Source organism: Sphingomonas desiccabilis (assembly GCF_004135605.1).
Classification (GTDB): Bacteria; Pseudomonadota; Alphaproteobacteria; order Sphingomonadales; family Sphingomonadaceae; genus Sphingomonas; species Sphingomonas desiccabilis.
Genome location: NZ_SDPT01000002.1, coordinates 90740 through 108222 on the forward strand (window position 1 = coordinate 90740; position 17483 = coordinate 108222).

Below are 17483 nucleotides of genomic sequence, written 5' to 3' on the forward strand. Positions count from 1 at the left end.
CGAAAGGCTGCGCACCCGGCCGGCCAGTGCTAGCGGCGGCGGCCGATCTTCACCAGCGCATAGCCCATGACGCCGCTGATCGCGATCGCCACGACCAACCCCGCGACGGCTCCCCAGGTCGCGCCATCCGGCCCCGCGACGAGGCCGCCGAGCACCAGCCCGAGCAGCGGCAGCACGACGAGCGACAGGCATCCGACCGCGATCATGCGCCGGGGATAGCCGGGGGAAAGAGCGCGGCCAAGAAGGGCGGCGGCGCGGGGAGGTCCGGGAATGCGCCCGATCGACGCATGGTGGGCGCTGACGGGCTCGAACCGCCGACCCTCTCGGTGTAAACGAGATGCTCTACCAACTGAGCTAAGCGCCCTCTCTCGAGAGACCCGCGGAATAGCGCCATTTCCGGCAGCCGCAATAGGGCATTTCGCGGACCTGCGCGGAACGGAGGGGAAACGCGCGGACCTGAGAGTCCCGACCTATTCCCGACGTGCTGCGAGATCGATCCGCGGTGCTGCCGGGGTCGAGCGCGCGGGCAGGCGGCGGTGCAGCCGGTGCTCCCGAGGTGCCGAGGTCGAGGAAAGTTCGAGAGAGATTGTAGGCACGGACGTCATCGGGCAAACGGTCGCTGATGATTGCAACCGCCAGCTGCGGGCTTGCCAAGCCCGCGTCGATGCCCGCCCCCCGTCCCGGCGGGCGAGACGCACATATTGACGGGCTGAAGGGGCTCCTGATCCTGCTGGTGGTGGTGGGGCACGTGTTCGTCGAACGCGTGGATCAGAACGCCTTGAAGTGGGTGCTCTACGGCTTCCACATGCCGGTATTCCTGGGACTCTCGGGCTATCTGCTGAACGTGGAGAAGCTCCACCGCCAGACCGTGCGGCAAGTGGTTGCGGGATACATGCGGATCATCGTGCCCTGGGCGCTGGCGTCGCTGGTCTACGCCGTGGCGACCCACCGGATTCATGGGCCGCTCGATATGATCGGGCTGATCGTCACACCCTATTTTCACCTTTGGTACGTGCCGGCGGTGCTGGTGATGATCGGGCTCGTCTATGTCATCCGGATACCGCCCTCCTGGTGGGGTGGGTTGGCCGTGCCGATGATCCTGGCAGGCGGGATCCTCGCCGGCGTCGGCCACCAGCAGCCCCTGCTCGAACTCACGCCGCTTCATGATCTGCTGCGGGCGGCTCTCCTCCAGAAGCTGCTTTCGCTCGGCGGCTTCTTCTTTCTTGGGGTAGGCGTCCGCGCGCGGCCGCGCGAGGCAAGCGCGTGGCACGGCGGGGCGGCCCTGGCGCTGGGGGCAGTCGGCCTGTGCGGATGGGCCATCTTCTATGCCGTGCCCAATCCGGTCGCGGAGGTCATCCTGTTTACGGCCTTCAACGCCGGACTGGTGATCGCGCTTCCCGCTGCCCGGCGAGCAAGCCTGCTGGCTCTGCCCCTGCTCGCGTTCGTCGGACGGTACTCGCTCTATTTCTACCTCTGGCACCCGCTCGTCATCCGGGCGGCAAGGGGCCGGTTGGCGGGATTCCTGCCCGAAGCCGCGGCACTCCTGGGCGCGTTCGTCCTCACCTTCGTGCTGCTGGTGCCGCTTCTGCTGCTCGCGCGGAAGAGTCGCCGGGCGTCGCTGCTGCTCGGTGTGTGACGGGACCCGGCGCGTTCAAGCTCAGCCGCGGGCGTTCAGGCGCTGCATCGCTTCTGCGGCGATGCGGGTGCTGCGGCGGCGGTCGGCGGGATCGTACATGGCGCCGGTGATCATCACCTCGTCCACCCGGGTCCGCTCGAGGAAGGCGGCGAGGCCGCGCTCGACGGTCTCGGGGCCGCCGATCGCCGAGCATTCGAGCACCTGGTCGAGGATCGCCGAGCCTTGCGGGCCGATCGAGTCGCGGTAGCCCGCGACCGGCGGGGGCATCTGGATGGCGTGGCCGGTGCGGATGGCGACGAACGACTGCTCGGTCGAACTGGCGAGGAAGCGGGCTTCCTCGTCGGTGTCGGCGGCGAGCACGTTGAAGGCCGCCATCGCATAGGGCTTGTCGAGCTGCGCCGAGGGACGGAAGTCGCGGCGGTAGATGGCGAGCGCCTGGTCGAGGGCCGCCGGCGCGAAGTGCGAGGCAAAGGCATAGGGCAAGCCGAGCGCGGCGGCGAGCTGCGCCCCGAACAGGCTGGAGCCCAGGATCCAGAGCGGCACGTTCGCGCCGCCGCCGGGAACCGCCTCGATGCCCGTACGACCGTCGGCCGCGAAATAGCTCTGCAGCTCCATGACGTCCTGCGGGAAGGCGTTTGGATCGCTGTCGAGCGTACGGCGCAGCGCGCGGGCGACGCGCTGGTCGGAGCCGGGCGCGCGGCCGAGGCCGAGATCGATCCGGCCGGGGAACAGCGCGTCGAGGGTGCCGAACTGCTCGGCGATGGTGAGCGGTGCGTGGTTGGGGAGCATGATGCCGCCTGCGCCCACGCGGATGGTGCGGGTGGCGGCGGCGACATGGCCGATCACGACGGCGGTGGCGGCACTGGCGATGCCGGGCATGCCATGGTGTTCGGCGACCCAGTAGCGCTTGTAGCCGAGTCCCTCGGCATGGGCGGCGAGATCGGCGGCGTTGGCGAGGGCGGTGCCCGCGTCGCCCCCGGCGACGATCGGAACCAGGTCGAGCAGCGAATAATCGGTCATGGACAAGAGATGGGGACGCGGGCGCCGCGCGCCAACCAGGCGGCCGACGCAGCGGCTTGCCCGCCGGAGGACCGCTGCCTAAACGGGCGCCACCCATGATCCCCGCGCTCGCCCCCATCCGCACCTGGATCTTCGATCTGGACAACACGCTCTATCCGGCGAGCGTGAGCCTGTTTCCGGCGATCGACGCGCGGATGACGGCCTATATCGCCGAGCATCTGGGGCTGGAGCCGGCGGCGGCGCGCACGCTGCAGAAGCAGTATTACCACGCCCATGGCATGACGCTGGCCGGGCTGATGGCCGAGCATGGCACCGACCCGCACCATTTCCTCGACTATGTCCACGACGTGGAGATGGACGTGCTGGAGGATTTGGGTCTGGCCGCGCGGATCGGGGCGCTGCCGGGCCGCAAGCTGGTCTTCACCAACGGCGACGCGACCTATGCGGCGCGGGTGCTGGACCGGATCGGCCTGGCCGAGACGTTCGAGGCGGTGCACGACGTGCATGCGACCCAGTACCGGCCCAAGCCAGACCCGGCCGCCTATCAGGGGCTGTGCGAGGCCTATGCGATCGACCCGACTACGGCGCTGTTCGTCGAGGATCTCGCGCGCAATCTCAAGCCCGCCAAGGCGATCGGCATGACCACCGTGTGGATCGACAACGGCTCCGAACAGGGGCCGGGCGCCGACCGCAGCTTCATCGACTATACCGTCGCCGACCTGGGCGACTGGCTCGACACCATCCTGGAGACCCCCGCGTGACCGACCTCATGACCACCATCGACGCCGCCTGGGACGATCGCGCGAACCTGGGCCTGTCGACCACCGGCGCGGTGCGCGAGGCGGTGACCGAGGCGCTGGCGCAGCTGGACGCCGGCACCGCGCGCGTGGCCGAGCCGGACGGCCAGGGCGGCTGGCGCGTCAACCAGTGGCTGAAGAAGGCGGTGCTGCTGTCGTTCCGGCTGAACGACAATGCGGTGATGGAGGGGCCGGGCGGCGCGACCTGGTTCGACAAGGTGCCGTCGAAGTTCCAGGGCTGGGACGAGGCACGCTTCCGCGACGCCGGCTTCCGCGCGGTGCCGGGCAGCGTCGTGCGCCAGGGTGCGTTCGTCGGCAAGGGCGCGATCCTGATGCCGAGCTTCGTCAACATCGGCGCCTATGTCGGCGAGGGCACGATGGTCGACACCTGGGCGACCGTCGGCAGCTGCGCGCAGATCGGCAAGAACGTGCACCTGTCGGGCGGCGCAGGCATCGGCGGCGTGCTGGAGCCGCTGCAGGCGGACCCGGTCATCATCGGCGACGGCGCCTTCATCGGTGCGCGCGCGGAAGTGGCCGAGGGCGTGCGCGTGGGCGAGGGCGCGGTGCTGTCGATGGGCGTGTATCTGGGCAAGTCGACCAAGATCGTCGATCGCGCGACCGGCGAAGTGACGATGGGCGAAGTGCCGCCGTATGCGGTGGTGGTGCCGGGCTCGCTGGGCGGGGGCGAGGGCAAGCCGGCGCTCTACTGCGCGGTGATCATCAAGCGCGTGGACGAAAGCACCCGCGCGAAGACGGGGATCAACGAGCTGCTGCGGGATTGAGGAACTCGTGCTCCTGCCTGCGCAGGAGCACGGTTGCATTATTGTGCCCCGGCGAAGGCCGGGGTCCAGGTGCGGGCGGCTCGTTGGATGCGGTTAAGTCCCCCAAACTGGGCCCCGGCCTTCGCCGGGGTGCAAGAAGAGGGAAGCTCAGGCGACGCGCGGGATGCCTAGCCTGGGGATTTCTATGGCCGGGCAGGCGTTCATCACCACCTGAAGTCCGGCGGCCTCGGCGCGGGCGGCGGCGGCTTCGTTAACCACCCCCAGCTGCATCCACACCGCCTTGGCGCCCACCGCGATCGCCTCGTCCACCGCGTCGCCGGCGGCGTTCGAGTTGCGGAAGATGTCGACGATGTCGATTGGCTCGCCGATCTGGGCGAGCTCGCGGAAGACGAACTCGCCGTGGACGTGCTCGCCGGTGATCTGCGGGTTGACCGGGATCACGCGATAGCCGTGGCCCTGGAGATAGGCCATGACGCCATAGGACGGCCGGCTGGGGCGATCGGAGGCGCCGACCAGCGCGATGGTGCGGGCGTTTTCCAGAAGCGTCCGGATGTCCTCGTCGCGGGTCAACGGCATGCGGGTTATCCCTCCTTGCGGTCCAGCCATTCGCCGACCTGGCCGGCAATCTGGTGGAACGCCGTCGCCTCCGGCCCGTTCCCGGCGGCCGGCGGCGTGCCCGCGTCCGACGCCTGACGCACCGCCATCGCCAGCGGGATGCGGCCGAGGAAGGGGATGCCGAGCTTCGCGGCCGCGGCCTCTGCACCGCCCTGCCCGAACGGCTCCGACGCCTCGCCGCAATGCGGGCAGACATAGCCGGACATGTTCTCGACCAGGCCGATCACCGGCACCTCGGCCTTGGCGAACAGGTCGATCGCGCGGGTGGCGTCGATCAGCGCCAGGTCCTGCGGCGTCGACACGATCACCGCGCCCGCCGGCTTGTGCTTCTGGATCATCGTGAGCTGCACGTCGCCGGTGCCGGGCGGCAGGTCGACCACCAGCGTGTCGTGGAGGCCCCAGTCGGCCTCCGCCAGCTGGGTGAGCGCGCCGCCGGCCATCGGCCCGCGCCACGCGATCGCCTGGCCGGCGGGGACGAGCTGGCCCATCGACAGCAGCGGCACGCCATAGGGCGTCTCGACCGGCAGCAGCTGCTTCTCGCGGGCCTCGGGCCGGGTGCCCTCGACCGCCATCAGCTTGGGCTGCGAGGGGCCGTAGATGTCGGCGTCGATCAGGCCGACCCGGCGGCCGGCGCGGGCGAGCGCAATGGCGAGGTTGGCGGCGACCGTGGACTTGCCGACGCCGCCCTTGCCGCTGGCGACCGCGATCAGCCGGCGGCCGACGCGTTCGCTGGTCTGGGCGACGCGCACGTCGGCGATGCCGGGCGTGGCGAGGGCGGCGGCGCGGACGTCGGCCTCCAGCGCGTCGCGCGCGGCGGTGGGAAGCCCGGTCACGTCGAGGACGATGCTGGCGCGGGAGCCCTCGACCCGCACCGTGGCGCGGCCGGCGGCGATGGGGGCGAGGGCGGCTTGCAGGGCAGAACGGTCGGTCATCGCGTCGCAGATAGGCGCGCAGCAATGTCTTGCCACTGTAAATTGCGCGCCGCCCTCCTATAAAGAAGGGATGCGAAGCTTTTCCGGCTGGTTCGCACGCGCCGGCGTGCTCAGGAACGACAACATCAAGGGTCCCTGGGGCGGGCGCGGCGGTTCCGAAGGCGGATCCGGCGGCGGCGACGGCCCGAGCGGCCCGCGCAACCCGTGGAACCTGCCCCCCGACGGCCGGCGCACGCGCCCGGCGACGGCGACCTCGCTCGAGGATTTCCTGCGCCGCGCCCGCGGCGGCGGCGGCGGTGGCAGTGGCGGCCGCGGCGGGCCGGGCCTGCCGACCAGCGCCGGCAAGCTGTGGCTGATCGGCCTGATCGTGCTGATCGGGCTTTGGCTGATCACCTGCGTCCATGTGGTGGGCCCGCAGGAACGCGGCGTCGCCACCAGCTTCGGCCGCTATACCGGCACGCTGGATCCGGGCTTCAAGCTGACGCTGCCGACGCCGTTCGCCTCCGTCCAGATGGTGGACGTAAAGGAAGTGCGGACGGAGAATTTCCCGGCGGGCAACCAGCCCAACCTGATGCTGACGGGCGACCAGAACATCGTCGACCTGGGGTATTCCGTGCGCTGGGACATCAAGACGCCGGAGAACTACGTCTTCGAGATCGCCGACCCGCGGGAGACGGTGCGCGCGGTGGCGGAAAGCGCGATGCGCGCCGAGATCGCCAACGTCGAGCTGGACCAGGCGATCGGCGCAGGCCGCATCGGCATCCAGGGCGACGTGCAGCAGCGCATGCAGGCGCTGCTCGACGAGTATAAGTCGGGCATCCGCATCCTGGGCGTGGCGATCAAGCAGGCGGCGGCGCCGGCCGCGGTCGACGACGCGTTCAAGGCGGTGACGGCAGCGCAGCAGCAGGCGCAGTCGAACCTGAACGACGCGCGCGCCTATGCCCAGCAGGTGATCGAGCGGGCGCAGGGCGATGCCGCGCAGTTCGACCGCATCTACGAACAATATCGCGCCGCCCCCGAGGTGACTCGCCGCCGGCTCTATTACGAGACCATGGAGCAGGTGCTGCGCGGCGCCGACAAGACGATCGTCGAGCCGGGCGTGCAGACCTATCTGCCGCTGCCCGAGGTGCGCCGCCGCGCCGCCCCCCAGACGACGCCCGAACCGCCCACGCCCGAGGCGATGGAGACCGCACGATGAGCCGCAGCCTGTTCCGCAATCCCGTGGCGATCGGGATCGCGCTGCTGGTGCTCGCGATCCTGGCGGCGAGCTCCATCGCGATCGTGCCGGAGGCCAAGCAGGCGGTGATCCTGCGCGTCCAGCAGCCGATCGGCATCGTCAACCGCTATGAGCCGGGCCAGCCGTTCGGCCGCAGCGGTGCTGGCATCGTGCTGCGCATTCCGTTCCTGGACCGGCTGGTGTGGGTGGAAAAGCGCGTGCTGGCCGTCGAGCTCGACAACCAGCAGGTGCTCTCCAGCGACCAGCAGCGGCTGGAAGTGGACGCGTTCGCGCGCTTCCGCATCGTCAACCCGGTGCAGATGGTGGTGACGGCCGGGTCCGAGCAGAGCGTGGCCGACCAGCTGCAGCCGATCCTTGGCTCGACGCTGCGCGGCGAGCTTGGCAAGCGGCCGTTCGCGGCGCTGCTGAGCCCGGAGCGCAGCCAGGTGATGGAGAACATCCAGACCGCCCTCCAGCGCACCGCTGCGCAATATGGCGCCGAGATCGTCGACGTGCGGATCAAGCATGCCGACCTGCCCGAGGGCAGCCCGCTCACCAGCGCGCTCAACCGCATGCGCTCGGCCCGCACGCAGGAGGCCGTGACGATCCAGGCGCGCGGCCAGAAGCAGGCGCAGATCATCCGCGCCGACGCCGAGGCGCAGGCGGCCCAGATCTATGCGCAGAGCTTTGGCAAGGACGCCGATTTCTATGCGTTCTGGCGCGCGATGGAGTCGTATCGCACGACCTTTGCCAAGGGCGAGGGCAACGGCGATACCTCGATCGTGCTGTCGCCGAACAATGGCTATCTTCGGGAGTTTCAGGGGCGGGAGCGCTGAGGAGGCCGTGCCGGGGGGCATTCAAATCAAGTTCAGCATCAAGCACCTAGCCTGGGATCGAACGATCCCTGTCGTTTAGAGAGGACCAATCCTAGTGCGTTACGCCTACGCCCTTACCTCTGCGCTGCTGCTCGGCGGCACCGCGGCAGCCTTCAGCTTCCAGCCCCCCGCCGGCGCCCAGACGGCGCAGAACGAACCCGGCGCGATCGCCAGCACCGCGCCGCGCGCCGGCGCGCCGATGAGCTTCGCCGACCTGGTCGCGCGGCTCCAGCCGGCGGTCGTCAACATCTCCACCACCCAGCGCGTGACGGTGCAGCAGAGCAACCCGTTCGCGGGCACGCCGTTCGAGCAGTTCTTCGGCAGCCCGCGCGGCGGCGCCGGCCCCCGCACCCAGGAAGCGCAGTCGCTGGGATCGGGCTTCCTGATCTCGGCCGACGGCTATGTCGTCACCAACAACCACGTCGTCTCGGCCGGCACCGCCTCTGCGGTGGTCGAGACGATCACCGTCACCCTGTCCGACCGGCGCGAGTTCAAGGCGCGGCTGGTCGGCCGCGACGCGGCGTCGGACCTGGCCGTGCTCAAGATCGAGGGCGCGACCTTCCCGTTCGTGCGCTTCGGCGATTCGCGCCAGGCGCGCGTCGGCGACTGGGTCGTCGCGATCGGCAACCCGTTCGGCCTGAGCGGGTCGGTGACCGCGGGCATCGTCTCCGCCATCAACCGCGTGACCGGCGGCGGCACCTATGACCGCTTCATCCAGACCGATGCCGCGATCAACCGCGGCAACTCGGGCGGCCCGATGTTCGACCTGCAGGGCAATGTCATCGGCATCAACTCGCAGATCCTGTCGCCGACCGGCGGCAACATCGGCATCGGCCTCGCGATCCCGGCCGAGCAGGCCAAGCCGATCGTCGACAAGCTGATGCGCGGCCAGGCGATCGAGCGCGGCTATCTGGGCGTCGGCATCCAGCCGATCGACGAGAACATCGGCGCGGCGCTGGGCCTGCCGAAGGACCGCGGCGAGCTGATCTCGCGTATCGAGCCGGGCGAGGCGGCGGCCAAGGCCGGCATCCGCCAGGGCGACGTGGTGGTGGCCGTCAACGGCAAGGAAGTGACGCCGGAGCAGACGCTCAGCTACCTGGTCGCGAACACCGCGCCGGGCACCCGCATCCCGGTCGAGCTGCTGCGCGACGGCAAGCGCCAGACGGTGACGGTGACGGTCGGCAAGCGCCCGCCGGAGGAGCAGTTGGCGCAGTTCAACCCGGAAGACGACAGCGGCATGCCGCAGGCCGAAGCGCCGCAGGACACGTCGTCGGCGTCGCTGGGCATCGGCGTGACGCCGCTGACCCCGTCCATCGCGCGCAGCATCGGCGTCGACCCGGCGGTGAAGGGCGTGGTGGTGACCGGCACCGATCCGTCGAGCGATGCGGCCGGCAAGGGCATCCGCCGCGGCGACGTGATCGTCTCGGTCAACCGGACCCCGGTGGCCAACGCCGCCGATGTCGCCCGCCAGGTGACCCAGGCCAAGGCGGCCGGCCGCGACCAGGTGCTGCTGTTCGTCCAGCGTCGCGGCCAGGGCATCTACATGCCGGTGCGCATCGGCGGCTGAGGCGGCCTTTCCGCAGTGCATTGCGGCCCGTCGCTCGAAGGAGCGGCGGGCCGCTTGCGTTTGGGGCGCGCTCCTTCGTGCTCCCGCGCAGGCGGGAGCCCAGGGTTCCGCGGTGAAGGTTGTGCTGTTTGGCCCCGTATCCCCGCCTGCGCGGGGATAGGGGATTTGAGAGGGGGTTGCCCGGAGGTGCGGGCCTACCCCGGGGGAGGCGGGGTCCGGTCGGGGTGTTGCTCGCGTGCGTCTTGGCGACCCGAGGCGGAGTTGGAGACCTTCGCCGCCCTCTCCCAACTGGGCCCCAGCCTTCGCCGGGGTACGAAGAGGGCGAAGGAGAGGAGGACCTCCCGGGGCTTACATCACCGAGAGCAGCGACTGGATGTCGACAAAGGCGAAGGCGACCGAGCTGTCGGCGACGCCATAGGGGATGAAGAGCTTGTCGCCGTGGCGCAGCGCGCCGCAGGAATAGACGACGTTGGGGACATAGCCCTCGCGGTCCTCGTTGGCGGCGGCGAGGATCGGCTCACGGGTGCGGCCGATCACCTTGGACGGATCTTGCTTGTCGAGCAGCACCGCGCCGATCGAATATTTGCGCATCGCGCCTACGCCGTGGGTCAGCACCAGCCAGCCCTCGTCCAGCTCGATGGGCGGGCCGCAATTGCCGATCTGCACCAGCTCCCAGGGATATTCCGGGGTGAGCAGCAGCGCACCTTCGTCCCAATGGGTGAGGGTGTCGGATTCGATCAGGAACAGGTTCTCGCCGTCCTGACGGCCGATCATCATGTACTTGCCGTTCACCTTGCGCGGGAACAGGCCCATGCCCTTGTTGCGGGCAGCGCTGCCGGTCATCGGCACGAGGTCGAACGCGCGGAAGTCGCGGGTGCGCAGCAGCTCCGACTGGATCTGCGAGCCGTTATAGGCGGTGTAGGTGCCCAGCCACTCCTGCTGCCCGTCGTCGTGGGTGAAGTGGACGAGGCGCATGTCCTCCAGCCCCTTGGACTGGGCCTGGGTGATCGGGAAGATCACCGTACCCGACAGCGTCGAATCGCGGTGGCGGTAGACGGTGACGGGGCCGGCGGGCGCCGTCTCCTCGTCGCCGATCGCGTCGGCCGCGGTCGCGAACGGCGGCTCGGGCGCGAGGCGCATCTCGTTCTGGTCGGTGATGATGCCTTCGCGGAAGGCGACAGAGGAGATGTGGCCCTCACCCACCGAGCGCATCGACATCAGGATGCGCAGGCTTCCCGGCTGCATGCCCGACTGGTCGAAGTGCGGCACCGCGCTGGGGTTCATGAGCGCCGCGGCGGCATAGCTGTATTCGTGGCAGAAATAGGCGCCGATCAGCTGGCGCTTCTCGTCGCCGATCTGGCTGCCGTCGAGCCCGAGCTGCGCCTCGATCTCGTCATAGCGGGTCATGAAGACGCGCCGCGTCTGCCAGTGGCGTGCCTCGAAGTCCTTGAGCACCACCTCGAGCTGGTGGCGCGTCTCTTCGGGCGACATCGCCAGCACCGCCGTCACCATCCGCTCGGTGCGGCTGGGCGTGGTGCCGTTCGACTGCCAGGCGATATGGAAGGGTCGAACCACCACCCGCGAGGGATCGGCGTGCAGCCGCAGCGGGTGCGTGACCAGATTCAGCATGCGAAACCTCTGGGAAGCCTTCGAATTGCGCGTTCGCCCGTTCAGGCGACGGCGCGGCCCTCTGCCACGACCGGGGGGCGCTTTGAAAGCCGGGAAATCGCACAGGAGGCGAGTTGCAGAGCGAGGATCGACTCCGCGCCCTGATTCTGGTTGAGCCCGTGCGGCATCAGGCCGTCGAAGCAGCCGCCATCCGCGCCGGAAGCGAGCGGCAGGTCGAGGTCGTTGACCCCGAGGTACCAGCGATAGGCCTTCATCGCTTCGACCGCCCAGCGCTCGTCGTCGGTGACTTCATGCGCAGCGATGCAGGCGTCGATGGTGGCCTGCGCCTCCAGCGGCTGCTGATCGAAGGGGAGCGGGTCCGCATAGGGGCGGTGGAAGCTCTCGGTACCGACCGCGCGGAAACGCCCCTCCGGCGAGGTCTGGCGCGCGACGATCCAGTCGAGCGTCTCCAGCCCGACCTGGAGAAGGTCGGGACGCTCCAGCGTCTGGCCGGCGCGGATCATCGCTTCGGGCAGGCGCGCGTTGTCATAGGCCAGCACGATCTCGAACCACTGCCACTCGGGGCGGCGGGTCTCGTGGAGCAGCTCCACAAGCTCGCCGCCGAAGCGGGTGAGGATGTCGCGCGCGAGCGGGTGGCCCGGATAGACGTCGAGCATCGCGGCGGCGCCGAGCATTGCAAAGGCGCGCGCCCGCGGGCTGCCGAGTTCCAGCGCGATGCCGGCGGTGGCGTCGAACAGCGCGATCGCCCAGTCGCGATGCTTGCGCGCCCGCGCCTCGCGCGCGGTGACGCCCAGCGCCCAAAGCGCGCGGCCGTTCGAATCCTCCGAACCCTCGTCCTCGCACCAGCTGCGGTCGAAGTTCATGAAGTTGCGGAAGCGCCGCGCGTCCGGGTTCCAGGCGTGCTGGAGGAAGGCGGCGTAGACGCTGGTCCACTTGTCGCGCGTCGCCTCGTTGAGCTCGTCGATGCGGTGCATCAGGATCAGCGCGCGGGCATTGTCGTCGATGCAATAGCCGTGGCGTCGATCGGGGATCGAGAAGATCGAATGCTGGAGCATCCCCGTGGCGTCGCTCATCCGCTCGACCGCGGCGATGGTGGGCTTGAGCGGGGCGAGCTCGTTGGTGCGCGGGATGCGGTGGGGGAGGGCCGCGACCGCATCGGCGACCTCCGCCATCGCGCGCTCCGCCAGGCGCGGCCACAGCATCGTGCGGCCATGCGCATAGGCGCGCTCGGCGAGCGCATGGCGGGCCGTCGCGTTGCCGAGCAGGCGGTTGATCTCGCGCCCAAAGGCGCCGCTGTCGCCGAACGGCACCAGCACGCCATGGTCGTCGGCAAGGATCTCGCTGGCATGCACGTACGGCGTCGAGATCACGACCTTGCCCATGCCCACGGCATAGGAAAGCGTGCCCGAGGTGATCTGGGCCGGATTGCTGTAGGGGGTGACGTAGAGGTCGGCCGCCTGAAGATAGTCGAGCAGTTCCTCGTGCTCGACAAAGGCGTCGACGAAGACGACGTTGTCGGCGACGCCACGCTCGGCGGCGAGCGCCTTCAGCCGATCCCGATAGGCCTCGCCCTCATGCTCGACGAGGTGCGGGTGGGTGGCGCCGAGCACCACGTAGAGCGCGCGCGGGTGCGCGCCGACGACCGCCGGAAGCGCCTCGATCATGGTCTCGATGCCCTTGTTGGGCGCGAGCAGGCCGAAGGTCAGGATCACGTCGCGATCGGCCCAGCCGAACCGGCCCTTCATGGACGCGGGCTCGACATAGGCGCGGTTGGGAACGCCGTGCGGGATCATCACGAGCTTGCGCGGATCGACGCCGTGGACGCGGGTCAGGATCTCGCGACCCTTGTCGGCCATGACGATCACGCGCGCGGCACGGCGGAGCAGCGCGTCCATCACCCGGCGCTCGTCGGCGCTGGGCTTCTCCAGGATGGTGTGGAGGGTGACGATGACGGGAACGGTGACCCGGTCGAGCAGCGCCAGCAGATAGTCGCCGGCCGCACCGCCGTAGATGCCGTATTCGTGCTGGACCCACAGCGCCTTCGCCCCGCTCTCCGCGATTCGGCGCGCAGCCTCGCTATAGGCGGCGCGGTCGTTCTGCGGGATGCTGTGCGTAACCGCGGGCGGATAGGCGTGCAGGCCCGGCCGGTCGTCCATCGCATAGACGTCGACCTTGAGGTCCGGGAAGCGCTGCTTGAGCGCGTTGTAGGTGTCGGTGGTGAAGGTCGCCAGGCCGCACTTGCGCGGCAAGAAGTTGCCGATCAGGGCGATGTGATCCATGCCACCCGGTGCGGCGATACTCGGCGCCATCCACGTCCCTCACGCTGGAAAGGCCGGCGAAACACTCGCCGGCTACAACAGGCAAATGCGTGAGACGGAAGTTAGTTTCACCGATGGTGCAGTGCAATATCGGAAAACCGACGCAGCAGGGTAAAAAGCGCTTCTATCCTGCTGCGCCGCGTCAGGAACTTCAGCCGCGCCCGCGGTAGCCGGGGACGTCCTGCGACGGAATCCAGACGCCCGCGGGCGGCTCGCCCGACTGCCAGAACACGTCGATCGGAATGCCGCCGCGCGGATACCAATAGCCGCCGATGCGCAGCCACAGCGGCTTCATCTCGGCGAACAGCCGCTCGCCGATGCCGACCGTGCAATCCTCGTGAAAGGCCGCGTGGTTGCGGAACGATCCCAGGAACAGCTTCAGGGACTTGGATTCGACGATGGTGGCGTCGGGCACATAGTCGAGCACCAGATGCGCGAAATCCGGCTGGCCGGTGACCGGGCACAGCGAGGTGAATTCGGGCACGGTGAAGCGCACGCAGTAGCGCGAGCCTTCCCGCGGGTTGGGGACATAGTCGAGTTCGGCCTGTTCCGGCGATGCGGGAAGCCCGCTGCTCTGGCCCAGATGCTTTGGAGTCATGCGCGCGCATGTAGGATGCCGGCCCCCGAAAGGGAACGGGGCGATCCGCCTTTCCGATGCCTCGACGGGACCGGCGGCGATGCGTAGAGCACGAGGCGACGCAGCGAAGGAGACGGCATGGACGCGCTGGTGACCACACACGAACTGGCGGCGCAGCTGGGGAGCCCCGGGCTTCACCTGCTGGATGCGACCTGGTTCGGAACGCTGGGCGCCGAGGGGCGCGATGCGGCCGCGGAGTTCGCGGCCGGGCATATTCCCGGAGCCGCCTTTCTCGACCTCGGCCATCTCTCCCAGGCGGCGGCCGAAGGTGCGACCGCCGGCGTCGCCCGGTTGCTGGGTGCGCTGGGGATCGACGACGGCGCGACGATCGTCCTCTATGACGACTCGCCCTATCGAAGCGCGGCGCGCGCCTGGTGGCTGCTCAAGCGCTATGGGGTGGCGGCGAGCCTGCTCGATGGCGGGATCACGAAATGGCGCGCGGAGGGACGGCCGCTCCAGACCGGTCATGGCGCGCCCCACACGGTGACGCGCCACCTGCACTTCGATCCCAGCCGGATGCGGAGCAAGGCCGATGTGCGCGCGAACCTGGACAGCGGTGGCGAGCAGCTGCTCGACGCCCGTTCGGCGGCGCGCTTCAGCGGCGCCGAACTCGACCCGCGCGGGCTGCCGACCGGGCACATCCCCGGCTCCTTCAACCTGCCCTATGGCAAGCTCTTCGCCCAGGACGGCACGTGGAAGCGCGGCGAGGCGCTGCGCGCGGCGTTCGAGGACTCCGGCGTCGATCTCGATCGGCCGATCGTCACCACCTGCGGTTCGGGGGTGACGGCGGCGGTGCTGGCATTCGGGCTCCACCTGCTCGGCCGCGACGCCGCGCTCTACGACGGCAGCTGGACAGACTGGGCGTCGGACCCGACCACGCCCAAGGCGACGGTGACGCTGTGAGCGAAGCGGGCGAGGGCAAGGGTGCGGGCACGCGCGTCGTCGGCGCGGGGCGGCGGCCGGAATGGACCCAGCGCATCGTCAACCCGCCGGTGTGGCGGGCGTCGACCATCCTCTACGACACGGTCGAGGAGCTGCGCGCGACTGCGGGCCGGGATACCCACCACACGCTGTTCTACGGCAGGCGCGGCACGCCGACGCAATGGTCGCTGGCCGATGCGCTCACCCAGCTGGAGCCGGGCGCCGAGGCGACTTTGCTCTACCCATCGGGCGTGGCGGCGATCTCGACCGCGCTGCTGGCGGTGCTGTCGCCGGGCGACGAGCTGCTGCTGGTCGACAGCGCCTATGACCCGACGCGCCACCTGGCCGACGGGCTGCTCAAGCGCTTCGGCATCACCACGCGCTATTACGACCCGATGGTGGGCGCGGGCATCGCCGAGATGATCGGGCCGAACACGCGCGCGATCTTCATGGAAAGCCCGGGGAGCCTGACCTTCGAGGTGCAGGACGTGCCGGCGATCGTCGCGGCTGCCAAGGCGCGCGGGGTCACCACGCTGCTCGACAACACCTGGGCGACGCCGCTGCTGTTTCCGGCGATCGAACTGGGCGTCGACTATACGATCATGGCCTGCACCAAATATGTCGTCGGCCATTCGGACGCGATGCTGGGATCGGTGACGGCGGCACAGGGTAAGTTCGCGGCGCTGCGCAACGCCAGCTACCAGCTGGGCCAGCATGTCTCGCCCGACGACGCCTATCTGGGCTCGCGCGGGCTGCGCACCATGGCGGTGCGGCTCGACCGGCACGGCGAGAGTGCGCTCGCGATCGCGCGCTGGCTGGCCGGGCAGCCGGGGGTGGCGCGCGTGCTGCATCCGGCCCTGCCGGGGACGCCGGGTCACGACGTCTTCACGCGCGACTTCCGCGGGTCTTCGGGGCTGTTCTCCTTCGTGCTCGCGGGCGGCGACGAGGCGGCGCGGACGGCGCTGATCGACGGGCTGGAGCTGTTCGGGATCGGCTATAGCTGGGGCGGGTTCGAGAGCCTGGCGGTGCCGATCGACCCGCAGCGCTATCGCAGCGCCACCCCTTGGGAAGCGGAGGGGCCGATGGTGCGGCTGCAGATCGGGCTGGAGGACGTGGACGACCTGATCGCCGACCTGGACGCCGGGCTCGCCCGGTTCCGCGCGGCGCGGGGGTGACGGCGTGGTGAGCCGGCTCGCCGAATTCGGCATCACCATTCCCGGCACGCCGGCGCTGATCGAGGCGCTGTTCGCGGCGGCGCTGGTGTTGCTGGCGCTGACGCTCGGATGGCTCGCGGGCCGAAGGCTCGGCCCCGCGCTCGCCGGCTTCTGGCGCAACCACTTCGACGGGCAGGGGGAGGGGATCGCCCCCCGCCTCTGCCAGATCGTGCGCCATGCGGTCGCAGCCGCGCTGCTGGCGATCGTCGCCGGCAGCTATGGCTGGCACCCGCTGTCGGCGTTCGGCATCGGCCTGGTGCTCGGCTGGACGACCGCGCGGCTCGCGATCGACGTGCTGCGCGGGCTGCACCTGCCGCGCTGGGCGGCGTGGACGATCGGCGCGGTGATCTTCGTGGCCGTGCTGAGCAATGCGCTCGGCGGGTTCGACAATGTGACCGGTGCGCTGGAGCGGGTCGGCTTCGACGTCGGGCGGCGGCGGCTGTCGCTGCTGTCGCTGGTGTCGGTCGCGGTGGTGGCGGTCGGCCTCTACGCGCTGGTGCGGCTCGCGAACCGGCTGGTCAGCCATTCGATCGGACGCGCCAAGAGCCTGGATGCGACGCAGAAGCTGCTCGCGCAGAAGCTGGCGGCGATCGGCGCGGTGGTGGTCGCCTTCTTCTTCGGCATCGACCTGCTGGGGATCGACCTCACCACGTTTGCGGTGTTTTCGGGCGGGCTTGGTTTGGCGATCGGCTTTGGTCTCCAGAAGACCGTCGGCAACCTGATCGCGGGCATCATCCTGCTGATGGACCGGTCGATCAAGCCGGGCGACGTGATCGTGGTGGGGGAGAGCTTCGGCTGGGTGAACAAGATCGGCGTGCGCGCCGTCTCCGTCATCACCCGCGATGGCAAGGAGCATCTGATCCCCAACGAGAATCTGATGACGCAGGAGGTGGAGAACTGGTCCTTCACCGACCGCAACGTGCGCGTGCGCATCCCCGTGAAGGTCGGCTATGAAAGCGACCTGAAGCTCGCCCAGGCGCTGATGCTGCGCGCGGCGAGCGAGAGCCCGCGGGTGTTGAAGAGCCCCAAGCCCAATGTGTGGCTCACCAGCTATGGCGACTATGCCGCCGAGCACGACATCCTGGTGTGGATCAGCGATCCCGAGAGCGGCGTCGGCAACGTGCGTTCGGACGTGCTCAACCGGCTGTGGCTGTTGTTCAAGGAGCACGGCATCGTCATCCCGGTGCCCCGGCGCGAGATGATCCTGCGCGATCCGGCGGGCGGCGCCGCTTTCGCGGCCCCTGGTGCGGCCGATCCGGACGCGGTTCCGCCGCAGCCGTCGGAGGCACCCGCAGGCCCGGACGCCTGAACGTGGCAAAAACGG

Annotated in this window: 16 protein-coding genes and 1 tRNA gene; 9 read left to right on the top strand and 8 right to left on the bottom strand. The window is 69.7% G+C overall.

Features of this window, described 5'->3' with window-relative positions; genetic code table 11:
• Positions 1–29 precede the first annotated feature (29 nt).
• Together EO081_RS16825 and EO081_RS08635 are read right to left on the bottom strand one after the other, a co-directional pair.
• A complete protein-coding gene (locus tag EO081_RS16825) occupies positions 30–206 on the bottom strand; it encodes a hypothetical protein (RefSeq protein WP_165284571.1) in 177 nt (58 codons plus the stop codon).
• An 82-nt stretch (positions 207–288) separates the two neighbouring features.
• Positions 289–364, bottom strand: a tRNA-Val gene (locus EO081_RS08635).
• 258 nt (positions 365–622) lie between these two features.
• On the opposite strand from EO081_RS08635, the gene EO081_RS08640 reads away from it, so the two are divergent.
• Complete coding sequence (locus tag EO081_RS08640) at positions 623–1636, top strand: acyltransferase family protein (RefSeq protein WP_129341573.1); 1014 nt, start codon at positions 623–625, stop codon at positions 1634–1636.
• A 21-nt stretch (positions 1637–1657) separates the two neighbouring features.
• Here the strand turns inward: EO081_RS08640 and EO081_RS08645 are convergent, their stop codons facing one another.
• The gene (locus tag EO081_RS08645; RefSeq protein ID WP_129341574.1) at positions 1658–2656 is read right to left on the bottom strand and encodes an LLM class flavin-dependent oxidoreductase; all 999 of its coding nucleotides are present in this window, start codon (positions 2654–2656) and stop codon (positions 1658–1660) included.
• Between the two features lie 95 nt (positions 2657–2751).
• Here EO081_RS08645 and EO081_RS08650 point away from each other — a divergent pair, with 95 nt between their 5' ends.
• Entirely contained in the window at positions 2752–3417 is a 666-nt protein-coding gene (locus EO081_RS08650; RefSeq protein ID WP_129341575.1) for a pyrimidine 5'-nucleotidase, read from the top strand.
• Positions 3414–4235, top strand: a complete 822-nt coding sequence (gene dapD / locus EO081_RS08655) for a 2,3,4,5-tetrahydropyridine-2,6-dicarboxylate N-succinyltransferase (RefSeq protein ID WP_129341576.1) — start codon at positions 3414–3416, stop codon at positions 4233–4235. Before EO081_RS08650 ends, dapD begins: the two co-directional genes overlap by 4 nt.
• Positions 4236–4382: 147 nt before the next feature.
• Here dapD and EO081_RS08660 read toward each other — a convergent pair whose 3' ends face one another.
• Positions 4383–4811: a CoA-binding protein gene (locus tag EO081_RS08660; RefSeq protein WP_129341577.1), complete on the bottom strand. Its 429-nt coding sequence runs from the start codon at positions 4809–4811 to the stop codon at positions 4383–4385.
• 5 nt (positions 4812–4816) lie between these two features.
• Complete coding sequence (locus EO081_RS08665; protein WP_129341578.1) at positions 4817–5782, bottom strand: Mrp/NBP35 family ATP-binding protein; 966 nt, start codon at positions 5780–5782, stop codon at positions 4817–4819.
• Positions 5783–5852: 70 nt separating this feature from the next.
• Between EO081_RS08665 and hflK the strand changes: the two genes are divergently transcribed.
• The 3 genes from hflK to EO081_RS08680 all read left to right on the top strand — a co-directional run bounded on the left by hflK (position 5853) and on the right by EO081_RS08680 (position 9440).
• The gene (hflK, locus tag EO081_RS08670) at positions 5853–6980 is read left to right on the top strand and encodes a protease modulator HflK (protein WP_129341579.1); all 1128 of its coding nucleotides are present in this window, start codon (positions 5853–5855) and stop codon (positions 6978–6980) included.
• Positions 6977–7834 carry a protease modulator HflC gene (hflC, locus tag EO081_RS08675; RefSeq protein WP_129341580.1) on the top strand — a complete coding sequence of 286 codons (858 nt, stop codon included), beginning with the start codon at positions 6977–6979 and terminating at the stop codon, positions 7832–7834. The genes hflK and hflC overlap by 4 nt, the downstream gene beginning before the upstream one ends.
• 94 nt (positions 7835–7928) lie before the next feature.
• Positions 7929–9440: a Do family serine endopeptidase gene (locus EO081_RS08680; RefSeq protein ID WP_129341581.1), complete on the top strand. Its 1512-nt coding sequence runs from the start codon at positions 7929–7931 to the stop codon at positions 9438–9440.
• A gap of 348 nt (positions 9441–9788) precedes the next feature.
• Here EO081_RS08680 and EO081_RS08685 read toward each other — a convergent pair whose 3' ends face one another.
• The 3 genes from EO081_RS08685 to queF form a co-directional block, all read right to left on the bottom strand.
• A complete protein-coding gene (locus EO081_RS08685) occupies positions 9789–11069 on the bottom strand; it encodes a glycoside hydrolase family 130 protein (protein WP_129341582.1) in 1281 nt (426 codons plus the stop codon).
• A gap of 41 nt (positions 11070–11110) precedes the next feature.
• Positions 11111–13378, bottom strand: coding sequence for a glycosyltransferase family 4 protein (locus EO081_RS08690; protein ID WP_129341583.1), 2268 nt, complete (start codon positions 13376–13378; stop codon positions 11111–11113).
• A 160-nt stretch (positions 13379–13538) separates the two neighbouring features.
• Entirely contained in the window at positions 13539–13985 is a 447-nt protein-coding gene (gene queF, locus EO081_RS08695; protein ID WP_125961835.1) for a preQ(1) synthase, read from the bottom strand.
• Between the two features lie 117 nt (positions 13986–14102).
• On the opposite strand from queF, the gene EO081_RS17035 reads away from it, so the two are divergent.
• The 3 genes from EO081_RS17035 to EO081_RS08710 are packed head-to-tail and all read left to right on the top strand — an operon-like array spanning position 14103 to position 17468.
• Positions 14103–14927, top strand: a complete 825-nt coding sequence (locus EO081_RS17035; RefSeq protein ID WP_129341584.1) for a sulfurtransferase — start codon at positions 14103–14105, stop codon at positions 14925–14927.
• Complete coding sequence (metC, locus tag EO081_RS08705; protein WP_240697615.1) at positions 14924–16120, top strand: cystathionine beta-lyase; 1197 nt, start codon at positions 14924–14926, stop codon at positions 16118–16120. Before EO081_RS17035 ends, metC begins: the two co-directional genes overlap by 4 nt.
• A gap of 4 nt (positions 16121–16124) precedes the next feature.
• A complete protein-coding gene (locus EO081_RS08710; RefSeq protein ID WP_375781659.1) occupies positions 16125–17468 on the top strand; it encodes a mechanosensitive ion channel family protein in 1344 nt (447 codons plus the stop codon).
• Positions 17469–17483 lie beyond the last annotated feature (15 nt).